This window comes from Streptomyces roseofulvus, assembly GCF_039534915.1.
GTDB classification, from domain to species: Bacteria; Actinomycetota; Actinomycetes; order Streptomycetales; family Streptomycetaceae; genus Streptomyces; species Streptomyces roseofulvus.
The window spans coordinates 7,268,853-7,291,069 of sequence record NZ_BAAAWE010000001.1; the positions used below are offsets into that span (position 1 = coordinate 7,268,853).

General features: G+C 68.8%; 19 protein-coding genes. 5 read left to right on the forward strand and 14 right to left on the reverse strand.

All coding sequences use genetic code 11. The features are described 5' to 3' along the window. The first annotated feature begins 43 nt into the window (after positions 1-43). Positions 44-913 (forward strand): IS5 family transposase, encoded by an 870-nt coding sequence (locus tag ABFY03_RS33400; protein ID WP_346171655.1) that lies wholly within the window; start codon positions 44-46, stop codon positions 911-913. Positions 914-1,492: 579 nt separating this feature from the next. On the opposite strand, the gene ABFY03_RS33405 is transcribed toward ABFY03_RS33400, so the two are convergent. Together ABFY03_RS33405 and ABFY03_RS33410 are read right to left on the reverse strand one after the other, a co-directional pair. Continuing rightward, the gene (locus ABFY03_RS33405; protein ID WP_346171663.1) at positions 1,493-1,999 is read right to left on the reverse strand and encodes an Imm1 family immunity protein; all 507 of its coding nucleotides are present in this window, start codon (positions 1,997-1,999) and stop codon (positions 1,493-1,495) included. Between the two features lie 25 nt (positions 2,000-2,024). Then, positions 2,025-6,080 (reverse strand): polymorphic toxin-type HINT domain-containing protein, encoded by a 4,056-nt coding sequence (locus ABFY03_RS33410; protein WP_346172341.1) that lies wholly within the window; start codon positions 6,078-6,080, stop codon positions 2,025-2,027. 611 nt (positions 6,081-6,691) lie between these two features. Here ABFY03_RS33410 and ABFY03_RS33415 point away from each other — a divergent pair. After that, a complete protein-coding gene (locus tag ABFY03_RS33415) occupies positions 6,692-7,198 on the forward strand; it encodes a hypothetical protein (RefSeq protein ID WP_346171664.1) in 507 nt (168 codons plus the stop codon). A 28-nt stretch (positions 7,199-7,226) separates the two neighbouring features. Then, on the forward strand, positions 7,227-9,350 hold the full coding sequence (locus ABFY03_RS33420) for an FG-GAP-like repeat-containing protein (RefSeq protein WP_346171665.1): 2,124 nt from the start codon (positions 7,227-7,229) through the stop codon (positions 9,348-9,350). Between the two features lie 419 nt (positions 9,351-9,769). Here the strand turns inward: ABFY03_RS33420 and ABFY03_RS33425 are convergent, their stop codons facing one another. From ABFY03_RS33425 to ABFY03_RS33465, 8 genes are all read right to left on the reverse strand, one after another. After that, a complete protein-coding gene (locus ABFY03_RS33425) occupies positions 9,770-10,972 on the reverse strand; it encodes an IS110 family RNA-guided transposase (protein ID WP_386723767.1) in 1,203 nt (400 codons plus the stop codon). 499 nt (positions 10,973-11,471) lie between these two features. Next, entirely contained in the window at positions 11,472-11,969 is a 498-nt protein-coding gene (locus tag ABFY03_RS33435) for a hypothetical protein (protein WP_346171666.1), read from the reverse strand. 43 nt (positions 11,970-12,012) lie between these two features. After that, complete coding sequence (locus ABFY03_RS33440; RefSeq protein WP_346171667.1) at positions 12,013-13,224, reverse strand: MFS transporter; 1,212 nt, start codon at positions 13,222-13,224, stop codon at positions 12,013-12,015. A 41-nt stretch (positions 13,225-13,265) separates the two neighbouring features. Then, complete coding sequence (locus ABFY03_RS33445; protein WP_346171668.1) at positions 13,266-14,288, reverse strand: hypothetical protein; 1,023 nt, start codon at positions 14,286-14,288, stop codon at positions 13,266-13,268. A 24-nt stretch (positions 14,289-14,312) separates the two neighbouring features. Then, entirely contained in the window at positions 14,313-14,552 is a 240-nt protein-coding gene (locus ABFY03_RS33450; protein WP_346171669.1) for a hypothetical protein, read from the reverse strand. A gap of 549 nt (positions 14,553-15,101) precedes the next feature. After that, a complete protein-coding gene (locus ABFY03_RS33455) occupies positions 15,102-16,166 on the reverse strand; it encodes a hypothetical protein (RefSeq protein WP_346171670.1) in 1,065 nt (354 codons plus the stop codon). Positions 16,167-16,168: 2 nt separating this feature from the next. Beyond that, the gene (locus ABFY03_RS33460) at positions 16,169-16,900 is read right to left on the reverse strand and encodes a glycosyltransferase family 2 protein (RefSeq protein ID WP_346172343.1); all 732 of its coding nucleotides are present in this window, start codon (positions 16,898-16,900) and stop codon (positions 16,169-16,171) included. A 38-nt stretch (positions 16,901-16,938) separates the two neighbouring features. Then, entirely contained in the window at positions 16,939-17,526 is a 588-nt protein-coding gene (locus tag ABFY03_RS33465; protein ID WP_346171671.1) for a hypothetical protein, read from the reverse strand. A gap of 82 nt (positions 17,527-17,608) precedes the next feature. Here ABFY03_RS33465 and ABFY03_RS33470 point away from each other — a divergent pair, with 82 nt between their 5' ends. Then, a complete protein-coding gene (locus ABFY03_RS33470; protein WP_346171672.1) occupies positions 17,609-17,965 on the forward strand; it encodes a hypothetical protein in 357 nt (118 codons plus the stop codon). On the opposite strand, the gene ABFY03_RS33475 is transcribed toward ABFY03_RS33470, so the two are convergent. Next, positions 17,955-18,775, reverse strand: a protein-coding gene (locus tag ABFY03_RS33475) for an IS5 family transposase (protein WP_428838199.1) whose coding sequence is annotated in 2 segments (ribosomal slippage) — positions 17,955-18,418 and positions 18,418-18,775 — 822 coding nt in all. Because the reading frame shifts where the segments join, the coding sequence is not laid out codon by codon here. The genes ABFY03_RS33470 and ABFY03_RS33475 overlap by 11 nt on opposite strands. A gap of 86 nt (positions 18,776-18,861) precedes the next feature. Between ABFY03_RS33475 and ABFY03_RS33480 the strand changes: the two genes are divergently transcribed. Further along, positions 18,862-19,697 (forward strand): IS5 family transposase gene (locus ABFY03_RS33480; RefSeq protein ID WP_428838198.1). Its coding sequence is split into 2 segments (ribosomal slippage): positions 18,862-19,237 and positions 19,237-19,697, totalling 837 coding nucleotides; the frame shifts between segments, so codons are not numbered across the junction. Here ABFY03_RS33480 and ABFY03_RS33485 read toward each other — a convergent pair. Genes ABFY03_RS33485 through ABFY03_RS33495 form a run of 3 tightly spaced genes read right to left on the reverse strand, consistent with a single transcriptional unit; the run spans position 19,694 to position 22,186 of the window. Then, complete coding sequence (locus ABFY03_RS33485; RefSeq protein ID WP_346171674.1) at positions 19,694-20,242, reverse strand: hypothetical protein; 549 nt, start codon at positions 20,240-20,242, stop codon at positions 19,694-19,696. The genes ABFY03_RS33480 and ABFY03_RS33485 overlap by 4 nt on opposite strands. Next, a complete protein-coding gene (locus tag ABFY03_RS33490; protein WP_346171675.1) occupies positions 20,239-21,729 on the reverse strand; it encodes an ATP-binding protein in 1,491 nt (496 codons plus the stop codon). Before ABFY03_RS33490 ends, ABFY03_RS33485 begins: the two co-directional genes overlap by 4 nt. A 22-nt stretch (positions 21,730-21,751) precedes the next feature. Then, positions 21,752-22,186: a DUF6238 family protein gene (locus tag ABFY03_RS33495; RefSeq protein ID WP_346171676.1), complete on the reverse strand. Its 435-nt coding sequence runs from the start codon at positions 22,184-22,186 to the stop codon at positions 21,752-21,754. Between the last annotated feature and the right edge of the window lie 31 nt (positions 22,187-22,217).

A 22,217-nucleotide genomic window follows, 5' to 3' on the forward strand; every position in this document is an offset into this window, starting at 1 on the left:
TGTGCGCCTGGGCGCATGCGGTTCGTGGCGGTAGGCCGGAAGCATGGCGAAGCGACGTCCGTATCCGAGTGATCTGTCCGATGCCCGCTGGGAGTTGATCGAGCCGGTTCTGACCGCCTGGCGTCTCGAGCGCCGGCGCACGGCTCTGCACTTCGGCCGGCCGCCCGACCGCGATCTGCGCGACATCATGGACGCGATCTTGTATGTCGACCGGACCGGGGTTCAGTGGCGCTATCTCCCGCACGACTTCCCGCCCTGGAACACCGTTTATGGCTACTTCGCCAAATGGGCCGACGAGGGCGTGTTCGTGCAGCTCAACGGCCTACTGCGTCAGCTGCTGCGTGAGAAGGAGGGCCGGAACGGCGAGCCTTCGGCGTGTGTGATCGACGCGCAGAGCGTCAAGACCTCCACCAGCGTTCCGGCCTCGAGCCAGGGCATCGATGCCGGCAAGAAGATCGTCGGCCGGAAGCGGAGCATCGTCACCGACACGCTCGGACTCCTCCTCGCCGTACTGGTCACCGCGGCCGGCGTGCAGGACTCGGTGGCCGGCACAACGCTGCTCGACCAGGTCGCCGCCGACCACCCCCGGGTCCGCAAGGTGTGGGTCGACGGCGGTTACCGACAGCACCTCGTCGAGCATGCCGCCACCCTCGGCATCGACATGGAGATCACCGCCCGCAAGCCCGGAACCAGGGGATTCACCCCGATACCGAAACGGTGGGCAGTCGAGCGAACCTACGGATGGCTCATGCTCCACCGGCGCCTGGCCCGCGACTACGAAACCCTGCCCACCCGCTCCGAAGCCATGATCCACCTCGCGATGACCGGTCTCATGGCCCGCCGCCTCACCAGCGAGAACGCCATTTCCTGGCGCGACCCGAAGAGCACCACAGAACATCCCATCACGGGATGAAACATCGGGCGAAAACGACCTCTTAGGCGGCACTTCCGGCTTCCTGGCCGGGCCCGCGGCCCGCATCTTCGGCTTCGTCGTCGGTTTACTCTGGGGCGCCGGCGCCTCGGCGGCGCGGAGGTAGGGACGTGCGCGGTGGGTGGCGGGCGAGCCAGCGGGGGCGGGTACGGGGTGCATCGGTCGCGGCGGCCGCAGGCGGGGCCGGGGCCTTCGTAGCGGTGCGGGCCGGCGCAGCCTTCCCCTGGCCGGCGCGCGGTTCGTCGGCGTACCCGGGCGTGTACGGCGATGGCACCGGCAACCGCTGCTGCCAACCGCTTTCGGCTGCGCGGCGCGAGCAAGGTCTTCTCGGAAGCCCCTCGCTGGCTGGCACAACGTATCGCTGGCCCTCGTGACGAACGCAGACCCGAACGTTACCCAGAACGTCGATGAGGGCATGCGGACGCGACCATGGTGCGATCAACGGGTTCAGAATCCGTGATCGCCTGAGGTCGCGTCCACATTCGCCTGCGGGGAGCGTGAGTTCGCGGTCTCGTCAACCACGAGGACCCCCGAACTGGCGTGTCGGCAAGACAGATCCCGCTACAGCGAAGACTGATCCAGCATCCATCCGATGCATCGGGGCCGTTCTCCCGTTCGCACCCGGCAGAATTCTTCGAGCGCCTCGCGAACCATCGCAACGGGAATTGCTGCTTCGCGCGGATAATAGATGGGAGTCGGGGGATCCAGGATCAGACCGGGATCGAAAGAAGGTGGGTCTTCTGAGTTCTGCGAGATCCATACGAACCGGGAGACGTGACTCTCATCCGCCCCTTCCGGGGTTACAGTGGAGAACCATCTCAGCGCCCCGTACCCATTACTTGTGTTCACTGCGACGTGGAGGTAGTTGCTCGGCCACCTTTCAGCGGTCTCCTCCGGATACTCCCCTTCGACGATGCACACCGTTGCGTATTCGGGCATGACCTGGAACCCGTCCGGAGTTATTCCGCCCTGAATCAGGTCGTTCATGATGTGATCGATGAGATCGTCTATTTCTTCTTCCGATCGCGCATAGAACGCACCTTTGTGAGTTCCGCCTGCAACAATCACAATTCCATCTCCAGTACGGCGTGAACTAGACAGCGCACCTATCGCCAGCAGGTGGGGACCATGTTGAGCCAGACCTTTTCACCCTACCAGGCAAGGGGACAGCCTTACTCGATCCAGGTACCCATACGCACAGAATCTGGTCCTCGAACAGGATGGCGGGAACGGACTGCTTGCAACCGACTTGAACCGCGTCGGTGACTCTGGGGCAGAGATAGTTTTTATTGATGACGATATGGAGCACATCTCCTTCCGATCCCTTGTTGCGCATCTCCCACGCAGTCTTGACTTCAGCGTGATGGGCAAGCGGAGAATAGCCAGGGATGTATGGAAAATCCGGAGAGCCCTGAAGGAAGCGGCTGATTTCCTCCGTGGTAGCGGTGCGGCCACTCTGAACCGGGCTCTGCCAAAGCTTCTTTCCATCGGGAGTGAATACGAATCCTGACGTGATCTGCCCATCCGCATCCAGGGGCATGTCCTTCCACGCATTCCTGACCCAGAGGGGGCAAGAAGCGGTCCCGTCAGAGTTGTGGACGAGAACGTTCGTCGTGCCCGTAGAGGCGTAGTAGGTGTGAAGACCTTCGACGGTGAGGTCGTAGGCATCCTGGAGCCCGTGCCAGTCGCGGGTTTGGGCGACGGTGGCGGTGTCGCTCTGCGGTGTCTGCAGGGTGTCGCCGGCCTTGAGGTCGGCGGCGTTCTTCCAGGATCGGTCACCTTCGGACCAGTACGGGTGGTGGCTGGTCGAGGTGAGTGTGGAGCCGTCGGCGAGGGTGACGTCGGTGAAGTTCCGGTCGTCAGGGGTCTGGATGGTCCTCGTGACGCGCCGAGGGCCGGTTTCGCCGGTGGTCGGGTCGGTAGCTGTGACGAGGTCGCCGGTCCGGATCTGTTCGATGGGACGGCTGGTGCCGTCGGCCATCAGAACGCCGGTGCCGGCGGGGAAACTGTGCGCCGCTCCGGTCAGGCAGGCGACGGTGCGCCGGACGGTGCGGCCGGCCTGCATGGCTTCGACGGCGTTGTCGAGCTTGCCGAGGAGCCTGAGCTTTCCCCAGGGCGTGACGCCGAGGACAGCCACCGAGCAGGCGAGGGCAGCGGGGTTGTCGATACATGCCTGAATGTCGGCCAGGCCCGATATTTCATAGGCGATGTTCGCCCACGTGCGAGGGTCTTTCGCCGCTTCGATGTACGGGGTGAAATCGGTGGTGCAATCCCCGATTCGGTACCCGTAGTAGGGAATGGTGTACGAGAAGCAGAGCTTCTTGGAATCGGGCTCGTTTGCCTTGCGCTCCTCTTCTGCCTGCCGGAGCGCCTCCGCCATCTCCTGTTCGTAGAGGGTGAGTGTGTGCTGCCAGGCGGCCTTCGCAGCGGCTTCGGCCTGATCCGCGCTCTTGCCTGCGGCGAGGGCATCGGCCCGGGCGGTCTCCGCGGACCTGTCCGCTGCGGCTGCGGACTGGCGGGCGTAGGACGCGGAGAACGAAGCTGCGGCGGCGGAGGACTCTGCCGCCGCGGCGTCGGCGTGTGCCTGGTTGGCGGCGTTGCGTGCGGTAGCGGCAGATGCAGCTGCGTCCCGGGCGCTCTGTTCGGCGCTGTCCGCTGAGGCGTCGGCTTCGTTGGCGTACCCCTGGGCGGCATCCGCCGACTGCTGCGCCGCGACGGCGGCCGCCGTGGCTTCGGCGGCGGCGTTGATGGCCTTGGCTGCGGCTTCGGTGGCGCGCCATGCGTCCGCGTGTGCGGTGGCTGCGACCAGGGAGCCTTCGGCGATGAGGCGTTCGACCTGGTGGACGTGGTGAGTGGCGAGGTCGTCCTTGCGCTGGGCTATGGACCGGCCGACGGTAACGAATTCGTGCACCAGTTGCGGCGGGCCGGCCAGGGCGATTTTGGCCGCTGACTGGACCTCGGGGCCCCCGGTCTCGGCCAGTCGGGCGGCGATGACCTTCTCGTCGGTGACGCTCTCGCCGTACTGCCCGACCTGAAGGAAGGTCGCGAGTGCTCTTCCTGTTCCGTCGGCGAGGGCGGCCTTCGCGGCTGCGCTGACGCCGGGGCCGCCGGTCTGGGCCAGGCGGGCGGTCTCCACCTTCATGTCGTCGAGCCCGGCCTCGTACTGGCCGGTGGCGTAGAACGCCTCGAGCTGCTCGGGGGTTCCGGTGAGGACTTCCGCAGCCGCAGTGCGTACCGAGGCATACGGGCTCTGCGTGCTCAGGTTGAGGACGCGCTGGCGGATCTCGTTGTGGTCGGCTTCTTTCCAGCGGGTGCGCAGGTAGTCCAGGACGTCCTGGTCGGTCCCCGACAACGCCCGGGCGGCGGCTTCCTTGTGCCAGGGGCCGAGGAGCTTCATGGCCTGCATGGCGAGCTGGCGGCCCTTGAGGGCGGTGGCCTGGATGTCGACATCGGGCCGGCTGGCCTCCTGGGCCAACGCGTCGGCGGTGATGCCCAAGGCCAAGGCATGCTTCTGGGTGGCGGCAGCGGCCCCGATCCCGATTTCGGTGACGGCCTTCATCGAGCGGGCCTGCTCGATCTGGCCCTCCGTCCGAGTCAGCAGGTCGGCGGTCTCAGTCTGCCTCGCCAGGGCGAATATCTCCTTGGCCTTGTCCACCGCGGTTGTCGCGGCGGCGGCGGCCACCTTGGCTGCATCGGCGTTCTTCTTGGACACCGCGGCGTATGTGGTCGCGTTCCCGGCCTGGACCGCGGCTTCCTGTGCGTAGTCAGCGGCCTTGTCCGCGTGAGTGGCGGCCGAGTTCGCGGCGTCCCGGGCTCCGTAGGCGGCGAGGGCAGCCTGGCGTGCCAGCTCGGCAGAACGGTCGGCCGCCCTGTCGGCAGCAGAGGCATGACGGCGCGCTTCAGCTGCAGCTTGGCGGGCCGCGTTGGAACTCACACCGGCAGCTGCCGCGGAATCGTTGGCGGCGTCAGCGGCGTCAGCAGCGGCTCGCGCGTTCGTGGAGGCGCTCTTGGCCGCGAGGGCGGCACCCCTGGCAGCGTCCGATGCCTTTCCGGCGTTGTCGGCGGCGACAGCCGAGGTTCTGGCTACCGTCGCTGCGAGTCGTGCCTGCGCCGCAGCGACATAGGCGCCGTCTGCCAGTGCCTTGTCCCCGGCTGCCGCGATGGCCGCACGGTGGGCCTCGTTTGCCGCTTTCGCGGCTGCCGCGGCGGCCGAGGCCGTCTGCGCGGCGGCGATCGAGGCGCGGCGAGCGGCAGCGGAAGCGGCGTTCGCGGAGCCGATCGCCTGCTGCGAAGCCTCGGCTGCAGCTCGTGCTGCGTCGGCGGCCTGCTGAGCCTTGACTCCTGCCTTGGCGGCATCGTCCTTCGCGGCCGCAGTCTCCTCAGCCGCGTGCACTGCGGCGTCCATGGCCAGTCCGGATGCGGTGATGGCCTTCTTGGACGCCTCTTCCGCCTTCTTTCTCGCGTCCTCGGCATCCTTGCCGGCCGCCTGGGCCTGTGCGACCAACTGAGCGACCGACGCGTGTTCCTGGTCTCGGTTGCGGGCTACGAATTGCCCGATCGCCAGGAACTCCTCGATGGCTTCAGGGGTGCCCTTCAGTGCCGCCTTGGCTGCTGCCTTGACGTTGGGGCCGCTGGTCGATGTCGACGCCAGGCGGGCCGTTTCTACCCGGTTGTCGTCTTGCTGGGCCTCGCGCTGGCCTTGAGAGAGGAACAGCTCCCTGTCTTCGGCGGAACCCTGGAGTGCGGCCTTTCCGGCCGCCTGCACGCCACGACCCCCGAGGGTCACCAGCCGAGCGATCTCGACCTTGTGGTCCTCATCCAACGGCTCGTAGTAGCCCGTGAGGAGCCATGACTCCAGCTCCGCCGGCGGGAGCAGCATCGCGTCCTTGGCGGCCTGACGGACACCGGGGCCGCCCGTCATCGCCAGTCGTGCGGTCTCGATGCGGTTGTCGTCGTGCTGGATCGACTCGGCTTCGGCCAGGAACCTCTGGATCGCGTCGTCCCCGCCGAGCAACGCCTGCTCGGCTGCGACCCTCAGGCCGGCCCCGCCGGTCTCCCAGAGATCGACAATGTCAGCACGGACGCTCTGAGTCGGCTCCGGCGACTCTGCCGCTACAACTGCGGGTGCTCCCAATAGGCATGACAGCATGCCCACGGACAGCAGAATTGCTGGTGTCCGGCGTCGCGCTGCGAGTCTCTTGAATACTCCCGAACCAGGCGTCCGGGAGGCTTTACGCCGTTTCACTCGGCGACCCCTCCAATGTAAGGAGCGGTTCGGCCAGGCAGGTCGCATGAGCGACACTCAAGTGGCGGGACACAAACGCCAATTACGTTTTGATCATGGCGACCCGAGTATATCTCGCGCAAGGCCCCCGCCCGGCTGGTACCGCTTGATAGGGCGCGCATCCGGGCGGCGCTCGCCGCGCAGGCCGGGAGCGCGCCCGTCGATCTTTCAAGGCGGGAACGTACAGGTCAAGTTGATGCGGGGCCCCCCGAGCGACCGAGATCGGCAGCTCTGCGTAAAGAGTCCACGCAGGAAGTGTTTTCCCGGTTTGCATGCAGTTTTCCTACCTGCCGGTGGAGTCATCGCCGGAATTAGTCAACTATGGGCGAAGTGCGACGAAGGCCGCGACCGAGGTCAGGGGTTCTTGGTGATGTGGATCACGGAAGCACCCTGAGAGTCTGGAACTTGCGCGTGCTCAACATGCCCTGAGTGAATAGAGACTTCGCTTCCCTTTGCCAGCCTTTGAAAGGCACACCATGACCATGTCCCATACGCGCAAAGCCTTGCTGGCCGGCCTGGCCGGCGTGCTTGCGGCCACGGCCACCATGCTGGGCGTCGCTCAGGCCGCCCCGAGCACCTCAGTCGCGGCTGCTGCTGCAGAGACAGAGATGCCGTACGCACTGGAGGACTTCAGCTACCCGTACGCGGGGAAGATCCAGGCCGATACCGGTGTCGTTCTGAAGCACGGTGATGGCCATCTGCTGATGACCACATGCGACGGTACCCAGGACATCCTGATCGAGAGCCGTTTCGGGGCCAAGCAGTTCTGCTTCAATGTCACGGCCAGGCCCGCCTACCTCGCGCTCGAGATTCCCCAGGCTTACGGCATCTGGACCTCCGACGATCCGGTCAAGACCAGCATCAAGGAGGAAAGCGGTGCCACGCAGGTCGTCAGCGCGCCCGCCAACGACTTCACGGGCTACGGCGAGGCTTCGGATGCAAGCAACCCCACCATGCTCATCGAACTGCGCATCACCGGCTGACACCCACCTCGTACCCAAGGAATCATCCGTGTCTGCAAGACGTACACGCACCGCTCGCATAGTCGGCGCCGTCACGGCCGCCTCTGCCGTCAGCGCGCTCATCACCACCCCCGTCCAGGCCGTCACCGGCACCCCTGTCGCCGGGGACGCCTACGCATTCACCACGAGGATCGAGATCACCGATGGGGGGCGGAGCCTGCGCGCCTGCTCCGGTGCCCTGATCGACGCCCACTGGGTGCTGACTGCCGCCTCATGCTTCACCGGCGGACTCACCGAGATCACGCCCGGAAAGCCGGCTCAGAAGACCGTCGCGACGATCGGTCGTGCCGACCTGACCGGGACCGGCGGGCACGTCAGTGAAATCGTCGACTTGGTGCCCCGCGAAGGGCGCGACCTGGTCATGGCTCGGCTGGCCACACCTGCAGCGGGCATTACGCCAGTATCCGTGGCCAACACCCCGGCCACGAGCGGTGACACGCTCACGGTCAGTGGCTACGGCCGTACCAAGACGGAATGGGTGCCCAACAAGCTCCACACGGCCTCATTCGCCGTCAACTCCGTCGCTGAAGCTGAGGTTCACATCGCGGGCAGGACCGCGAGTGATGCGATCTGCAAGGGCGACACCGGAGCGCCGCTGACCCGCATGACGAACGGTACTCCCGAGCTCGTCGGTGTCAGCAGCCGCTCGTGGCAGGGCGGATGCTTCGAAGCGAGCGAGACCGAGACCCGCACTGGGGCGATCGCGGCCCGTGCAGACAACATCGTGCTCGGATCCCGTCTCAAGGCCGGCCAGCGTCTGCTTCCCGGCGTGACCCTTGCCTCTGCCTCCGCCAAACTGATGATGAAGGCCGACGGCAACCTCGTCATCACCTCCAACGCGGGCAAGACCCTGTGGTCCACCGGCACCACCGGCGCCGGGGCAACAGCCCTGTTGAACGCCTCCGGCAACCTCGTCGTCCGCAACGCCGCCGACACCGCGAACCTGTGGGAGGCGAAGACCACCGCCGCAGGCGGCACCGCCGTCCTCACCGACCGCGGCAACCTCACCGTGTACACCGCGCAGGGCATCTCCCAGTGGTCCAGCGGCACCGTCGTCCGCAACGACTTCAACGGCGACGGCTTCGCCGACATGAGCGACTGGTACACCTACGCCGACGGCACCGACGCCATGCACCGCTTCGCCGGCACGACCGACGGCTCCATCGCCGCCCCCCACTCCTCGATGGCCCGCACTGCCACGGACCAGTGGGACCTCGGCGACATGAAGAAGGTCTCCGGCGACTTCAACGGCGACGGCATCGCCGACATCGCGGTCATGAACAGGTACGACAGCGAGACCAGGCTCTGGACCTTCCTGGGCAAGCCCAACGGGGCCTTCCAGACCCCGTTCGCCACCTGGACCGGCCCCATCGAGAGCTGGCAGTGGGAACGCGCCGTACTGCACTCCGGTGACTCCAACGGCGACGGCCGCGACGACGTCATCGCCTGGTACGAGTACTCCGACAGCAGCGACGCCCTGTTCACCTTCGTCGCCAACCCGCAAGGCAGCTTCGGCTCCCCGGTCAAGAGCTGGACCTCCACCACCTGGACCCGGGCCATGGGCAAGACGGTCACCGGTGACTACAACGGCGACGGCCGCGACGACATCGCCGTCTTCTACGACTACGCCGGCGGCGCCATCAAGGTGTGGACGTTCCTCGCCCAGCCCAACGGCGGGTACGCGGCTCCCTTCGCCGGCTTCGTCCACGACGGCTGGGGCGACTGGGCCGCCACCAAGGTCCATTCCGGCGACTTCGACGCCGACGGCCGCGACGACATCCTCTTCTGGTTCGACTACGCCGACGGCCGCGACATCGCCTACGTCCTCAAGAGCAACGCCGACGGCACCTTCGTCGCCCCGCGCGCCGCGCTCACGATTCCCGCCGGCAGCCTGACGTACGCGTCGATGAAGACGGTCGTGGGCGATTACAACGGTGACGGCCGCGACGACATCGGCGCCATGTACGGCTACACCGACGGCACCGTGAAGATGTTCACCTGGCTTACCAAGCCCGACGCCACCTTCGACCCCGTCAAGGTCAGCTGGTCCACCACCACCGCCGGCGCCTGGTCCTACGCCAGCACCCACTTCACCAACCGCCACAACGGCTAACTGCAACCACAAGCTCACCGCAGGGCCTGGCAGCTCACCCCGACCTGCCGGGCCCTGCCCACTGTCGCTGCCTGGTCCCAGCGGAACGCCGTCGGGGTCTTGTTGACGTTGGAGAGGTGCTCGCTGCCATGCTGTTCGACGTGTGCATTGGCGTACGCGTAGAAGCGGGGCCAGATGACGGCGAAGGACGAGTGCCACCAGGTGTCGATGTCGGTGAGGGCTTGTTCGTGGGCGGGGGGGGTGCCCCTATGTCTTTGGTCAAGGTGGTCGGGTGGCACTGTGACTGTCATGAGTAATGACGTGCCTGTCCGAGAGTCGGCTGGCGAGGGGATGCGGCCGTGTGACTTCTGTGGTCATCCGGTCGTGATGGACTCGGTCGACGAGCGGGACTGCCCTGTGTGCGGCGAGGCCGCTGAGGATCAGCCGGCTGAGGCTGGCCGGGGTTCATAGAAGGTTCCGTTGCGGAGCATGGCGAAAAGGACGTCGGCCCGGCGCCTGGCGAGGCAGAGCAGGGCCTGGGTGTGGTGCTTGCCCTGGGCGATTTTCTTGTCGTAGTAGGCCCGGGATGCCGGGTCGCCCAGGGCGGCGAACGCGGAGAGGAAGAAGGCTCGTTTGAGCTGCTTGTTTCCTCTCCGGGAGGGCTGTTCGCCGCGGATCGAGGAACCTGAGCTCCGGGTCGCGGGTGCGAGTCCGGCGTAGGCGGCGAGGTGGCCGGCGGTCGGGAAGGTGCTGCCGTCGCCGACCTCGATCAGGATGCGGGCTCCGGTCCTGACGCCGATGCCCGGCATCGAGGTCAGGACCTTGGAAAGAGGGTGGCCCTCCAGCAGTTCCTCGATCCGACCGGCCAACAGTTTCCGCTGGTCGAGCACGGCCGTGAGCGATCCGGCCAGGCTCGGGACGATCAGCGCGGCCGCCTCCGTCCCCGGGACTGTCACGGTCTGCTCGTCCAGGGCGTCGAAGATCTCTTCGACCAGTCGCTCGGCCATCCGCGGGGCCTTCGGCCGCAGCAGCGTGACCAGCCGCCGACGGCCCGCCTTGCGTATCTGTGCCGGGGAGCCGAACCGTTCCAGCAGGGTGAGGACGGCTGGGTGCTGCAGCCGCGGCCCCAGCACCCGTTCCAGCGACGGATGGATCTGGGTCAGCAGGCCGTGCAGCCGGTTCGCGACGCGGGTGGCCTCGCCGGCCAGGTCGTCGTCGAAGCCGACGATCATCTCCAGCTCGGCGATCGTCTCGTCCTCGCCGTCGATGGCCCGCAGCGTGTGGGGCATCGCGCGGGCGGCGTCGGCGATGATGAACGCGTCCTTCGCATCGGTCTTGGCCTCGCCGGGGTAGAGATCGGCGATCCGCCGCATCGTCAGGCCCGGCAGGTAGGCGACCGGGCAGCCCATGTCGCGGGCGACCGCCAGCGGCAGGGCGCCGATCGAGGCCGGCTGGTCGACCACGACCAGCACCGTCCCGTGCTTGGCCTGGAGTTTCGCGAACAGCTCGCGGAGCTTGGGTTCGGTGTTGGGTAACCGCTTGTCGAACGCTTTCTTCCCGGCCGGTGTGACGGCGGTGGCGTGGTGTTCGCCCTTGCCAACGTCCAGGCCGAGGAAGACGTCGATGTCGCCGGTGTCGATCACGTGCCAGCCCCTCCATCACGCTTTCGTCCGGCCTTGCCACGGCACCGAGCTGCCACATCCACGTTACGGAGAGCTCTTCCAGCCTGGGTGAAGCCGGTGCTCAAGCCCCTCATCAGCGGTCCGTCGATGCCTCCGGGCCCGGTGACACCACCCCCCGGATCATCAACAACAGGAGGGGGAAGTCATGCCGGACCCGAAGGCCGGTAGCCCCATTGCGGAGCCACGAAGAAGGTAACGGGGGGGGGGAGAGAGTGCTGGCTTTGGCTTCGCGCGGCCAGTCGGCGATCCTGCGGCCCGCAAGGTGGCCGCCGTGCGTGGCATCGCAGGGTGGTGTGAGGGTCGATCACCTGCCGATGATCCCGCCACCTGCCACGACGCCCGTAGCTGACCGGAAGGAACGGCCGAAGCCGTTTCCACTCGGCATCACTCAGATCACCCCGCCCCATGCCCACAGGAACGACTCGGGCAAGAAGCAGTCACATGATCGGCCGGACAAGTCCTATCGGAACGGGTTCTCCGTGGGCCGGTCCCGGTCGCTCGCAGCCTCGACGAGTTCCGGCAGATCCACACCGTCGGCGTCGCGCTGGTCGACCCACCAGCCGGCCCGGGTCAGCAGGCGGATCTGCTCCTCCAGCTGTGCCCAGTCGGCTTCGTCCCAGCTCCCCTCAGTTACGAGAGTCTCGTACGCACTGGTCACGAGCTGGTGCCGGCAGCGCTCGCCCCAGCCGAGAATCTTCTCGGGACCCTCCAGCTCGGGCATGTCGAACTGGGTGGCCCACGCCGCCGCGGCGGCCTGTTCCTCGGCGCGCTTGGCGGCCAGCCACTCCGCGGTACTCGCGGCATCGGCCCGATGTTCGGCTCGCCAGCACTCGGCGCACTTCCGTTCGGCGAGCCACCGGGCGTACCCGGCGCGCTGGTCGGCCGACCGGGTCGACATGTCGTAGGGGACGGCGTGTCCACAGCTGTGGACGACCTCGAAGGACGTGGGCACGGCCATGAAGATCTCCTTGGGTTCGAGAAGGGAAAGAGGGAAGGGGGTGTCAGACGGGCCGGGCCGAAGCCCTCCCCGCGCGGTGCGCGGGAACACGGCGGTGCCGACCGCGGCGTGCGCGGGTGCCGGGCACGTAGATCCAGCTCCACGCCGCGGCGAGCACGGCGATGGTGAGCGCCGCTCCGGCGGCGGGGAGGCCGGCGCCAAGCTGGGGGTGGGTGGTGAGTTGGCCGGCGAAGGCCGTCCCCGTGGCCTGACCGATGCCGATGGCGGCGATCAGCCACGCGTACGCCTCGGTGACAGTGCCGGCCGGGGCGAGCGCGTCCACGGTGAGGAAGGCACTGGTCACCAGCGCCGGGAGGGCAAGACCCGGCAGGGCGGACACGGCGACGGCCGCTGCCGGCCCGGGGCTCAGCAGCAGGGGGAGCCAGCACACGGCGAAGGCGGCGGAGCCCGCAACGAGCTGAGAGGTGAGACTGCCCGGCCACGCCCGTCGGCTGTAGAGCGTGCCGCCGAGGAGGCTGCCGACGGACAGCGCCGCCGGCAGGAGTCCCAGCAGCAGAGCGCTCTCGCTCCGCTCGGCAAGCGCGACGGCCCAGACCGTGTGGGCACCGAGCGCGACGCCGGTCCCGGTCATGGCGACGAGCAGAGCGACCAGCCCGAGCGAGCGCAGGGGGCCGAGAAGCCCGGACGACGCGGCCGTGCCGGGGCGCCAGCTCCGGGACGGGGCGGCGCTCAGGACGACCGCCGCCCCGACCAGGCCGAGCATGGCTGTCGCGACCATGGCGGTGTCCGGTCCGGCGAACGTGGTGATGGCGGCGACCAGCGGGGGCCCCACGATGAAGATCAGCCCCTGCGAGCCGGTGTCCAGGGCGAGCGCGGCGCGCTGCTGCTGAGGATCGGGCAGCACGCTCGGCCACAGGGCTCGAAGGTTGGCCTCGGCCGGCGGGGTGGAGATGCCGGCGAGGACGACCAGGGTGATGAACAGCGGCGTCTGCGTGGTCGAGTCGACGCGGGGCATGGCCAGCATCGCCAGACTGGTGACGCCGGTAGCCGGCCAGGTCACGGCCGTCTGCCCGTGCCGGTCCACGACCCGGCCGAGTGCCGGCTGCCCGAGCGCGGAGGCCAGCCCGTACGCCGCGCACATCAGGGCGGCCGTGGACGCGGCCCCGCCCTGGTCGGCGACCAACAGGAGGAGCACGACCGGCACCATGCCCGTCGGGAGCCGCGCGATCATGGTGCCGACCAGTAGCCGAGCCACGTAAGGCTCGCCCAGAACCGGTCCCGACGTCCGTGCGGTCGTCACCTGCTCATCCCCGGCCGGCGCCCTTGATGTGGCGGCCCGGGCGGGAGGGGAGCAGGTGCCGACGGTGTGACCGAGGAGGCGGTGAAGTCCGGGTCGAGGGACTGCACCAGGTCGACGAGCAGTGTGCCCTGCTGTAGCCAGCGCTCCAGGAGCTGAACAGCTCCTTCCTCATCCTGCGCGCTGCCTTCGGTCAGGGCTGCATCGGCCCCGCGGAGGAGATCGTCCAGAGCCTTCGGCAGCGGACCGTACACGCCTCGGCGTAGATGCTGGTCGAGGCTGTACCAGTGTTGGCAGAGGTCCTCGTTCAACGCCCAGACGCGGGGCAGGGCGCCGCTCGTCCGGGCCGACCGGATCTGATCAAGGACGCGTCCTAGGAGCCGGAAGTGGGCCTGCGCCAGGGCGTGTTCGTAGGAAGGCAGGAGTGTCTCCGTGACCTTCTTCAGGACGCCGGCGACATCGGGTGCGACGACGCTGACCGGCGCCACCGTCCCCAGCGAGGCGAACTGCGCATCCGGAGCGAGGGCACCGACGACGATCTGGCCGTCCCACGGGCGCCGCAGCACCGCCAGTTCGAGGCCGTTTTCTGAGCGGAGGAAGGCCACTGCCGATACCTGCTCCGAGTGCGTCTGCATGACGTAGGACAGGGATCCCCCCAGGGAGTCCCAGAGGAAGTTCAGGCGGCTACGTGAATCCGAGGGTGAAAGCAGGCAGTTGCCGATCTCCACCGTCCAGGAGTCATCAAGGCGTGCAGCGATGCCTCGCCCGATGTCGCTGATGAACGGCTGGGGGGTGGTGGTCACCGTGATGCCGAACCGGTGCGCGTTGGTGTAGAGCGTGTCGAGCGCCTTCTGCACACGGTCGAGGTCGGACATCGGCAGGACGTGGATTCCTTCGTCGGCCGACTCGAAGTGCGCGAGGTCAAGGGCGATGACGGCCCAGTCGGCACCTGGTCCGCCGGGGAGGGCGACGATGCCGTCGTCAGGGCTTGAGTGCAGAGTGATGTGGGCGGTAGGGGACACGGGTGTTCTCCGGAAGGCGGCGCGTCAGCGGCGTCGCGACGGAGCCGCGCGCAGGGCGGGAGCGCGGCGATGGGGCGGGGCGGGGGGAGAAGCGGAGCTGAGGCTGGAGTCGAGGAGGACGGGGTACCGCGCGGTGCGGAGCATGTCGGCGGCCCACTGGGCGCGGTCGTTCTCCCAGGTCTCGCCCATGTCGAACGGGAGACGGATCCAGGGGCCTCTCAGCGTGGGCTGGGCCAGGAAGCCGGCCCTCAGGAGCAGTTCCATGGCGAGTGGATCGACAGGGCCGGTGACTTCCACTTCGCCGCCGCGCTCACGGACGATGCGAATCGAGGCGTCGTCCACGGGTCACCGCCCCCGCGAGACAGCAGCGCGAACCGGTCCAGCGGCGGGGATGGGCGCCGTTGCCGCGGGCGCTGTCGTGAGGGGGCGCTGAGGGGAACGGCTGGCTGCCGCCGCTGCGATGCGGGCTCGGCGCTCGGCCAGCCCGTTGCCTCGCGTGGGAGCGGGCGGGGCGGACTGGGCGGGATCGAGGCTGTAGTCGGCCTGGACGGCGAATCCGGCTTTGCGGAGATCGTGTACGGCTTGTCGGCCTCGTCGCCAAGGATCGTGGTCCTGCCGGGTGAGCCGGTACAGATCTGCGGTGCCGGGAACGAGCTCGAACTGCTCATGCACTAGGTACCAGTTGGCCAGATGCGGCGTGATCTCCGTTGTCGGTCGGGCTACGACACCGAGGCCGGGGTCGAGGCCGAAGTGGAAATGGGGGACATGGGGCATGTACGTCCTCGGAGTGGGAGGGGAGGAAGGAGAGCGGGCTCACCGGCCGCGACCTGAGGCGGTCGGGGCTGCGGGGGCTCGGGGAGCCGAGGCGAGCGCCCTGCGGGAGTCGGCCGCAGACGGGGGTGGCAGGGTGGCCCGGGCGTGCTTCAGGAGTACGGGGGCGTCGGCGAGCCATCGGCGTACGTCGTCGGCCGACGCAGAGGGCAGCGGGGCCGGCGCCCTGAATACAGAGGGCCGGTCGCCTCGCCCCGGCCGGAGCAGGGCGTCCAGCCGGTCCAGCGCCTCGGCATCCGCCCGGTCCGGGGTGGTGGCCCACCAGACTCGGTCGAGGAGGTGAGCCGCGTGGGGGCGAAGCCGGCGGAGCACGGCCGTCGAGCTCTCGGCGGGGCCGTCACCGGCAGAGCGCCGCAGGTCTTCCAGACGTCCGTGCCCGCTCTCGACCTCCGCCAACAGGCGCTTGTGCACCGCGTGCTCATAGCGGGGAAGAAAGCTGGTCGTCACCTTGGCGGCGGCGAGCCTCGGGTAGTTGGGCAACCCGATGGCCGGCGGAGCGAACGGATTGTCGTAGTTGTCGTCGAAGGTGCTGCTCGCGCACGCGCCGAGCAGGTAGCGACCTGCGGCGCCCGGCTGCTCGATCAGGAGCAGTTCCGCGCCGGTCGAGCTCGTGAGGACAGCGCCATACGGGACGCGGCAGCGCTCCATTGCCTCGGTGAGCTCACCGCCGTCCCACAGCAGGGGGAGCCAGTCCTCCTGCCACACAGGGTGGGCGTAGACCTCGACCGTCGCTGTCCATGCGCCGGGCAGGCAGCGCGCCAGCTTCTGGGCGTAGTCCCCCAGATACGGGTTGGAGCTGGTGGTCAGTGCGACCCGATAGAGCTTGGCGGCCTGGGCCAGCGCGGGCATCACGACGCGCATCGTGCTGAGGTCGCGCAGGACGTGGAAGCCCGCCTTCTGTTTCTCGAAGGCGCCCGTCGAGCGGAGGGCGGTGTGTCCGTGGGAGTACTTCTCACCCACGGGGATGGCGACCAGGCCCTCCTTGGCGCTGATGCAGAGGATGATCTCGGCGTCCGGCCGTGCCTGCGGCAGTGCGGTGCCGGCCATGTTCACGCTGCCCGGGCGGCGACGAAGGCGTTGCGCAGGGCGTGGCCGTAGGCGTGGGCGTGCTGCCGGGCGGCGAGCTCCAGCTCGTCGTACTGCTCGCCCTGTGTCATCTGCCCGTCGTGCTTGCGGTACTTGTAGACGGGCAAGGGCAGCAGGACGCCGGGGGCCAGGTTGGTGACGCCGACGGCGGCCATGTAGTCCTCGCCTTGGACGAGGCCGCCCATGCCGCCGGCCGCGCGTACGAGGCGGGTGCGGGCCAGGATCGTCGTGGGCCCGATCGGGATGGTGTCCTGCGGGAGCGGCCAGTACGTGACCACGTCGCCGGCGGCGTGGAAACCGGGCGGCGTGGGGCACTCCCACACGCGGGTGGTGCCGTCTGGCAGCCAGTCCGCGCTGTACCCGGCGACCCACCCGAGGCGGTCGGTGACTGCGGCCAGCCGTACGCCCAGGCTCCAGTCGGGGAAGACATCATCGTCGTCGGCCCAGTTCACGAACTCGGTGTTCACGAGGTTCAGGCCGAGGTTGCGGGCGCAGGCGGCGCCGACCGAACGGGGCAGGGGGAGAACCCGTACCCGCGGGTCGGCGGCGATCGGAGCAGGCACGTTTTCGGGCGGGGCGCCGTCGAGGACGAGCACGGCCTCCCACGGAACGGTCTGCCGGGTGAGGCTCGCGTGCATCTGCTCCAGGTAGAGCAGGCGGTCGGGGCGGAGCTGGGTGGCGATGACGACGGTGATCTGCGGGGCGGACAGGGATGGGCTCCTGGAGTCGGGGGTCAGCGGGTGACGCGGGTCTTGGCCGGGGCCGGCAGGGGGCTGACCGGCGGGACGACCTTCAGCGCGGGGCGGGCTGGCCGGACGGGCACGGGCTGGTCGCGGCCCCACAGCGACGGGGTGCCCTGGAAGCGTGCGAGCGGGGACGTGTCCCAGCTCACGATCGGGCCTCCGCGGTCGTCCCAGGTCAGGGCGATGACCTCGATGCCGTGGTCGTGCAGGACGTAGCCCCATTCGAGACCGCCGGCGTTGGCCTGCGTGATGGTGATGGGCTCGGCCGGCTCGCCCGACAGGGTGACGACGTCGTCGAGGGGGCGGCTGGGGAAGCGCTCCGCGTGCGGATCGATCTGGTTCAGCACGTGCTCGGGGGCGCCTTCCAGCAGGTCCATGCCGAGCCCCGACCAATCGTGCGGGGCGTCGATGAGATGGCGGCGAAGGGCTTCTAGGTCGCCGGCGAAGCGGTACTGCAGAGCACCGAGCAGCAGAGGGAGCTGGTTCTCGGGATAGCCGTCGAAGTGGCAGTAACGGCCGGCGTACCGGCTTCCGGTCGAGGGGTCGGTGGGGCGAGCGATGAAGGAACGGGTCGACAAGTTCAGCCTCCAGAAAGGGGTTAGCGGCTGGGCTTAGACGTCGTTTCTTATGGCTGTCCGAGCGGCATGAGAGTCTCCGGTCATGAGCTATGACCTTGCTGTGTGGGAAGGCGAGAGGCCGGCGGATGACAAGACCGCCGGCCAGGTCTTCAGCGACCTCTACGACCGCTACATCGACGGCGAGGTGGAAGAGCCTCCGTCCGAACGCGTTGCGGCTTACGTGGCCGCGCTGCTTGAGCGGTGGTGCGACATCACCGAGGACGAGGAGGACACCTCGCCCTGGTCGACCGGTCCGTTGATCGACGAGGCCAGTGGTCCGCTGATCTACTTCGCCATGCGGTGGAGCATGGCCGAGGAGGCGTCGGCCTACGCGGCGGCCGTCGCGGAGTCCATGGGACTGGTCTGCTTCGACGTGCAGCAGGACCGGCTCAGGCCGTGAGCAGGGCCGCCAATCGGCGGTAGCCGATCAGGGTCGCGGCTATGCCGACGAAGGCGAGGAAGTGTTCGGCCTTGCGTTCGTACCGCCGGTGGAGGCGCCGGCAGCCCGCCAGCCAGGACACGGTTCTCTCGACCACCCAGCGATGCCGGCCCAGCCGCTGCGAGGACTCGATGCCCTTGCGGGCGATGCGGTGGCGGATACCCCGCTTGCGGAGCCATCGGCGCAGGTGGTCGTAGTCGTAGCCCTTGTCCGCGTGCAGCTTCGCCGGCCTCCGACGCCGGGGCCCGCGCCGGGACCGGATGGGCGGGATACCGCGCACGAGCGGCTCCAGGCCCTGGCTGTCATGCATGTTCGCACCCGAGATGCCCAGGGACAGCGGCAGTCCGTTGCGATCGCAGATCAGGTGGATTTTCGATCCCAGTTTGCCGCGGTCGGTCGGATTCGGTCCGGTCAGTGGCCCCCTTTTGCGGCCCGCAGACTGACGGAGTCGATCGCGCACCGTGACCAGTCCAGTTCGCCCCGCGCTCCGAGTTCGTCGAGGATCACGCGGTAGAGCCGGGCCCAGACCCGCTCCCGGCTCCACTGGGCGAACCGGCGGTAGACGGTGGGCCAGGCGGGACCGAACACCGGCGGCAGCTGCCGCCATGTGCAGCCTGAGGTCGCCACGAAGATGATTGCCGCCAGGGCTTCACGGTCACCCGCCCGACGCCGGCCACCGCCCTGCGGACGTATCACCTCAGTCGGTGGCACCACCCGCTGAAACAGCACCCACAACTCGTCCGGTACCAGCCGCTCAACCAGATCCGTCATGAACGGATCAACGAACGATCACGCCATAAGAAACGACGTCTTAGAGGTCCTAACAGAAGCCATTGATGGTGTGACTGTCGGCTTGGATGCTCGTTGGTCCGTTCGTGGGGAAGAGGAACTCTCGGCCGTGGATCGTTTCGGACGAACTGTGGCTGCTGATCGAGCCGTTGCTGCCAGTCCCGGCGCCGAAGCTGGTGGCGGGGCGCCCGCGGGTTCCTGACCGGAAGGCTCTGTGCGGGATCCTCTTCGTGCTTCACACGGGGATCCAGTGGGAGTACTTGCCCCAGGAGCTCGGCTTCGGCTCCGGCATGACGTGTTGGCGGCGGCTTGCCGCATGGAACGAGGCGGGTGTGTGGGACCGGCTCCATGTCGTTCTGCTGACGAAGTTGCGGTCGGCGAAGCAGCTCGACTGGTCCCGGGCGGTGATCGACTCCAGTCATGTCAGGGCCGCTCGGCGCGGCCCAAAAGCGGACCCAGCCCGGTCGACCGCGCACGTCCGGGCAGCAAGCATCACGTCCTCGTCGACGGACAGGGCATCCCGCTCGCCGTGTCGCTGACCGGCGGCAACCGCAACGACGTGACGCAGTTGATGCCCCTGCTCGCGAGGATCCCGTCCGTCGCCGGCCTGGTCGGACGGCCGCGACGACGACCGGACACACTGCTGGCCGACCGCGGCTACGACCACGACAAATACCGCCGCCTCGTCTGGGCCCAGGGCGTCAAACCGGTGATCGCCCGACGCGGTGTCCCACACGGCTCGGGCCTCGGCGTCCACCGCTGGGTCGTTGAACGCACCATCGCCTGGCTCCACGGATTCCGCCGCCTGCGCATCCGATGGGAACGACGCGACGACATCCACGAAGCCTTCCTCGGCCTCGCCACCTGTCTCATCACCCACCGACACGTCCAACGCCTTTGTTAGGACCTCTTAGGGCCGGAGGACTGCGCCTCGGGCGGGGCAGGAGGGAGGCCCGGCGCGGGCTTCGAACCCGGGCGTGTAGGAGCGGGGTCGTACGTCGCCCGGAGCGCGGCGAGGTCGGCTGCCTCGGCGTCCCAGAGCGTGGACACGAGGCGGTTGGCCGCCTCCATCACCTTCCGGGACGGGGAGTCGGCTTCCGACTTCCCATACCGGCCGTTCCAGTCGGCGATGTCTGACAGGACCAGGCCCATCGACTCCAGCACGGGCCTGCAGGCTTCGATCAGGTGTCTGGTGACCGCACTGACCTCGGCGATTGTCCGGGCCTCGTTGAGTGCGACGCGATATGCGGCGGTGTCGAGAGGGACAGGCGAGCCAGTCGGCAGAGGACGCTCGGCGAGGTACGCCTCGGCGTCACGACGAGCCCATCGCAGGAGGTCGCCCTCCGTCGCCATGCCGAAGTGCGCGGCGATGATCTGTTCGGTGCTACGACCGATGTTGTCGTAGTGCTCGTAATCGGGGTGCAGGGGAACTCCAGGAGAAGGGGTCAATGCATACGGGAATCGGTGTCGAAAAGGTCCAATTCGGCTGCATGCAGCTGATGTTGGACGACGAAACTGCGTCCGGCGACCTTCCAGAGGCCGCGGCCCCGGCTGAGGTGGGACAGGGCTCCGGCTTCTACGGAGGTCAGGCCGAGGAGGCTGGAGGCGGCGGCGAGCTGGTCGGTCTCCTGCCGGTAGATCACGCGCGTGCTGCAGTCGGCGAGCAGGCCCTCGGCCAGGGCACGGCTCTGGCTGCCGGCGTCGCCGGCGGAGAGCAGGTCGGACAGGCGGTGGATCACCATCAGGTTCGCGATGCCCAGGCCGCGGGAGAGCTTCCACTGACCCTGCATGCGCATGAGGAGGGCAGGGTGGCGCAGCACGCGCCACGCCTCGTCGTAGACCACCCAGCGCCGTCCGCCGCTGGGGTCGGTGAGGGCGGCTTCCATCCACGCGGAGGCGCAGGTCATGGCGAGGACGAGCGCGGTGTCGTCGCTGCCGCCGAGGCGGGAGAGGTCGACGGTGAGCATCGGCCGGTAGGGGTCGAAGACCGTGGTCGACGGGGCGTCGAACATGCCCGCCAGGTCGCCGAAGACCAGGCGGCGCATGGCGTGGGCGAGGTCGCGGGCGGCATCTCCGAGGCGTCCGGAGAGCCGGCCGCCGGCCAGTTCGAGGCCGGGACCGTCGGCCAGGGCGTGGGCGACGTCGCCGAGGAGAGGCTCGCGGCTGGAGGCGGCGGCCCGGGCGACGGCGCTGTCGAGCGCGATGTCGAGGGCCGTGTGCTCCATGGGCAGCAGATCGCGGCCCAGGACGGTGCGGGCCAGGGAAGCAAGCAGGAGCAGACGGCGAGTGCGGACCTCTCCCGCCCATTCGGTCTGTGGGACCGAGGAGGGCCGGGGTGCGGCGTCGAGGGGGTTGAGGCGGCCGGGCAGGCCCGGGCCGAGCGCGATGGACTCGCCGCCCAAGGCCCGGGCGACGTCCGACCATTCGCCCTTGGGGTCACACGGGACGTAGACGCGGTAGCCGAAGGCGATGCTGCGCAGGGCCAGGCTCTTGGCCAGGGCGGACTTGCCCTGGCCGATCACCCCGGCGAGCAGCACGTTGGGGTTGGTGAAGCCCTCGACGCGCCCGTACAGGGAGAACGGGTCGAAGGTGAAGCTGCCTTCGGCGTGGAGGTCCTTGCCGATGTAGATGCCGTCGGCGCCCAGGCCGCCTTCGGCGAGGAAGGGGTAGGCGGCGCTGGCGACGGCGGTGGTCATGCGGTGGGCGGGGAGCTTGAGGCGGTTGCCGCGGGCGGAGGCGGGACCGGGACGTCCGGTGGGTGGGTAGAACGGCGCGGGGAAGGCTGCTTCCCCGGACTGCTGGTCGGGTCCGGTGCCGGCGGCGGTGCGGGCCCGGGCTTCTGCGCGGGCGGTCTGCTTGCGCAGAGCCCGGCGCTGGGCGCGGTCGATGCCATGCGGGGTGAACAGGGGAGTGGCGCTGGCGCGGCGGTGGGACAAGGGACGCTTCCAGTAGGACGGTTCAGGACGCGAGGTCGGCGGCGGTGGTCTTGCGCCGGATCGCGTGGACGGCGGCGAGGTGCCGCTGGCAGATGGTGAGGAAGGGCGGTCCCTCGGGAAGCCGGTCGGGCTGGCACGTCTCGTCCTCCGTGGCCGCAGGGACCAGGTGGAAGGCCGCGTGGACGGAGTCGGCGGCCTGCCACACCCGGGCGTGGGCCGTGGCCAGGTGACGCCCGGCTGCCGGGTGCTCGGGGCGGGTCTGCTCGGCGGCCTGGTCGATGAGGCGGTGCAGGGCGGTGAGGTGGGCGTGGAGCGCGTCAAGTTGCGGCCGGTCGCTGGGCTGGGCCTGGCCGGTCGCGCTCTGGGCGCGGGTGTGGTGGCGCAGCCCGGCGGTGGCGGCCCGCAGGTAGGGGTACGCGTCACCGTCGAAGGCGTCGCGGCGGTCATCAGGGGACATGGGCTTCTCGCGGGGAAGGAGGACGCCGTCG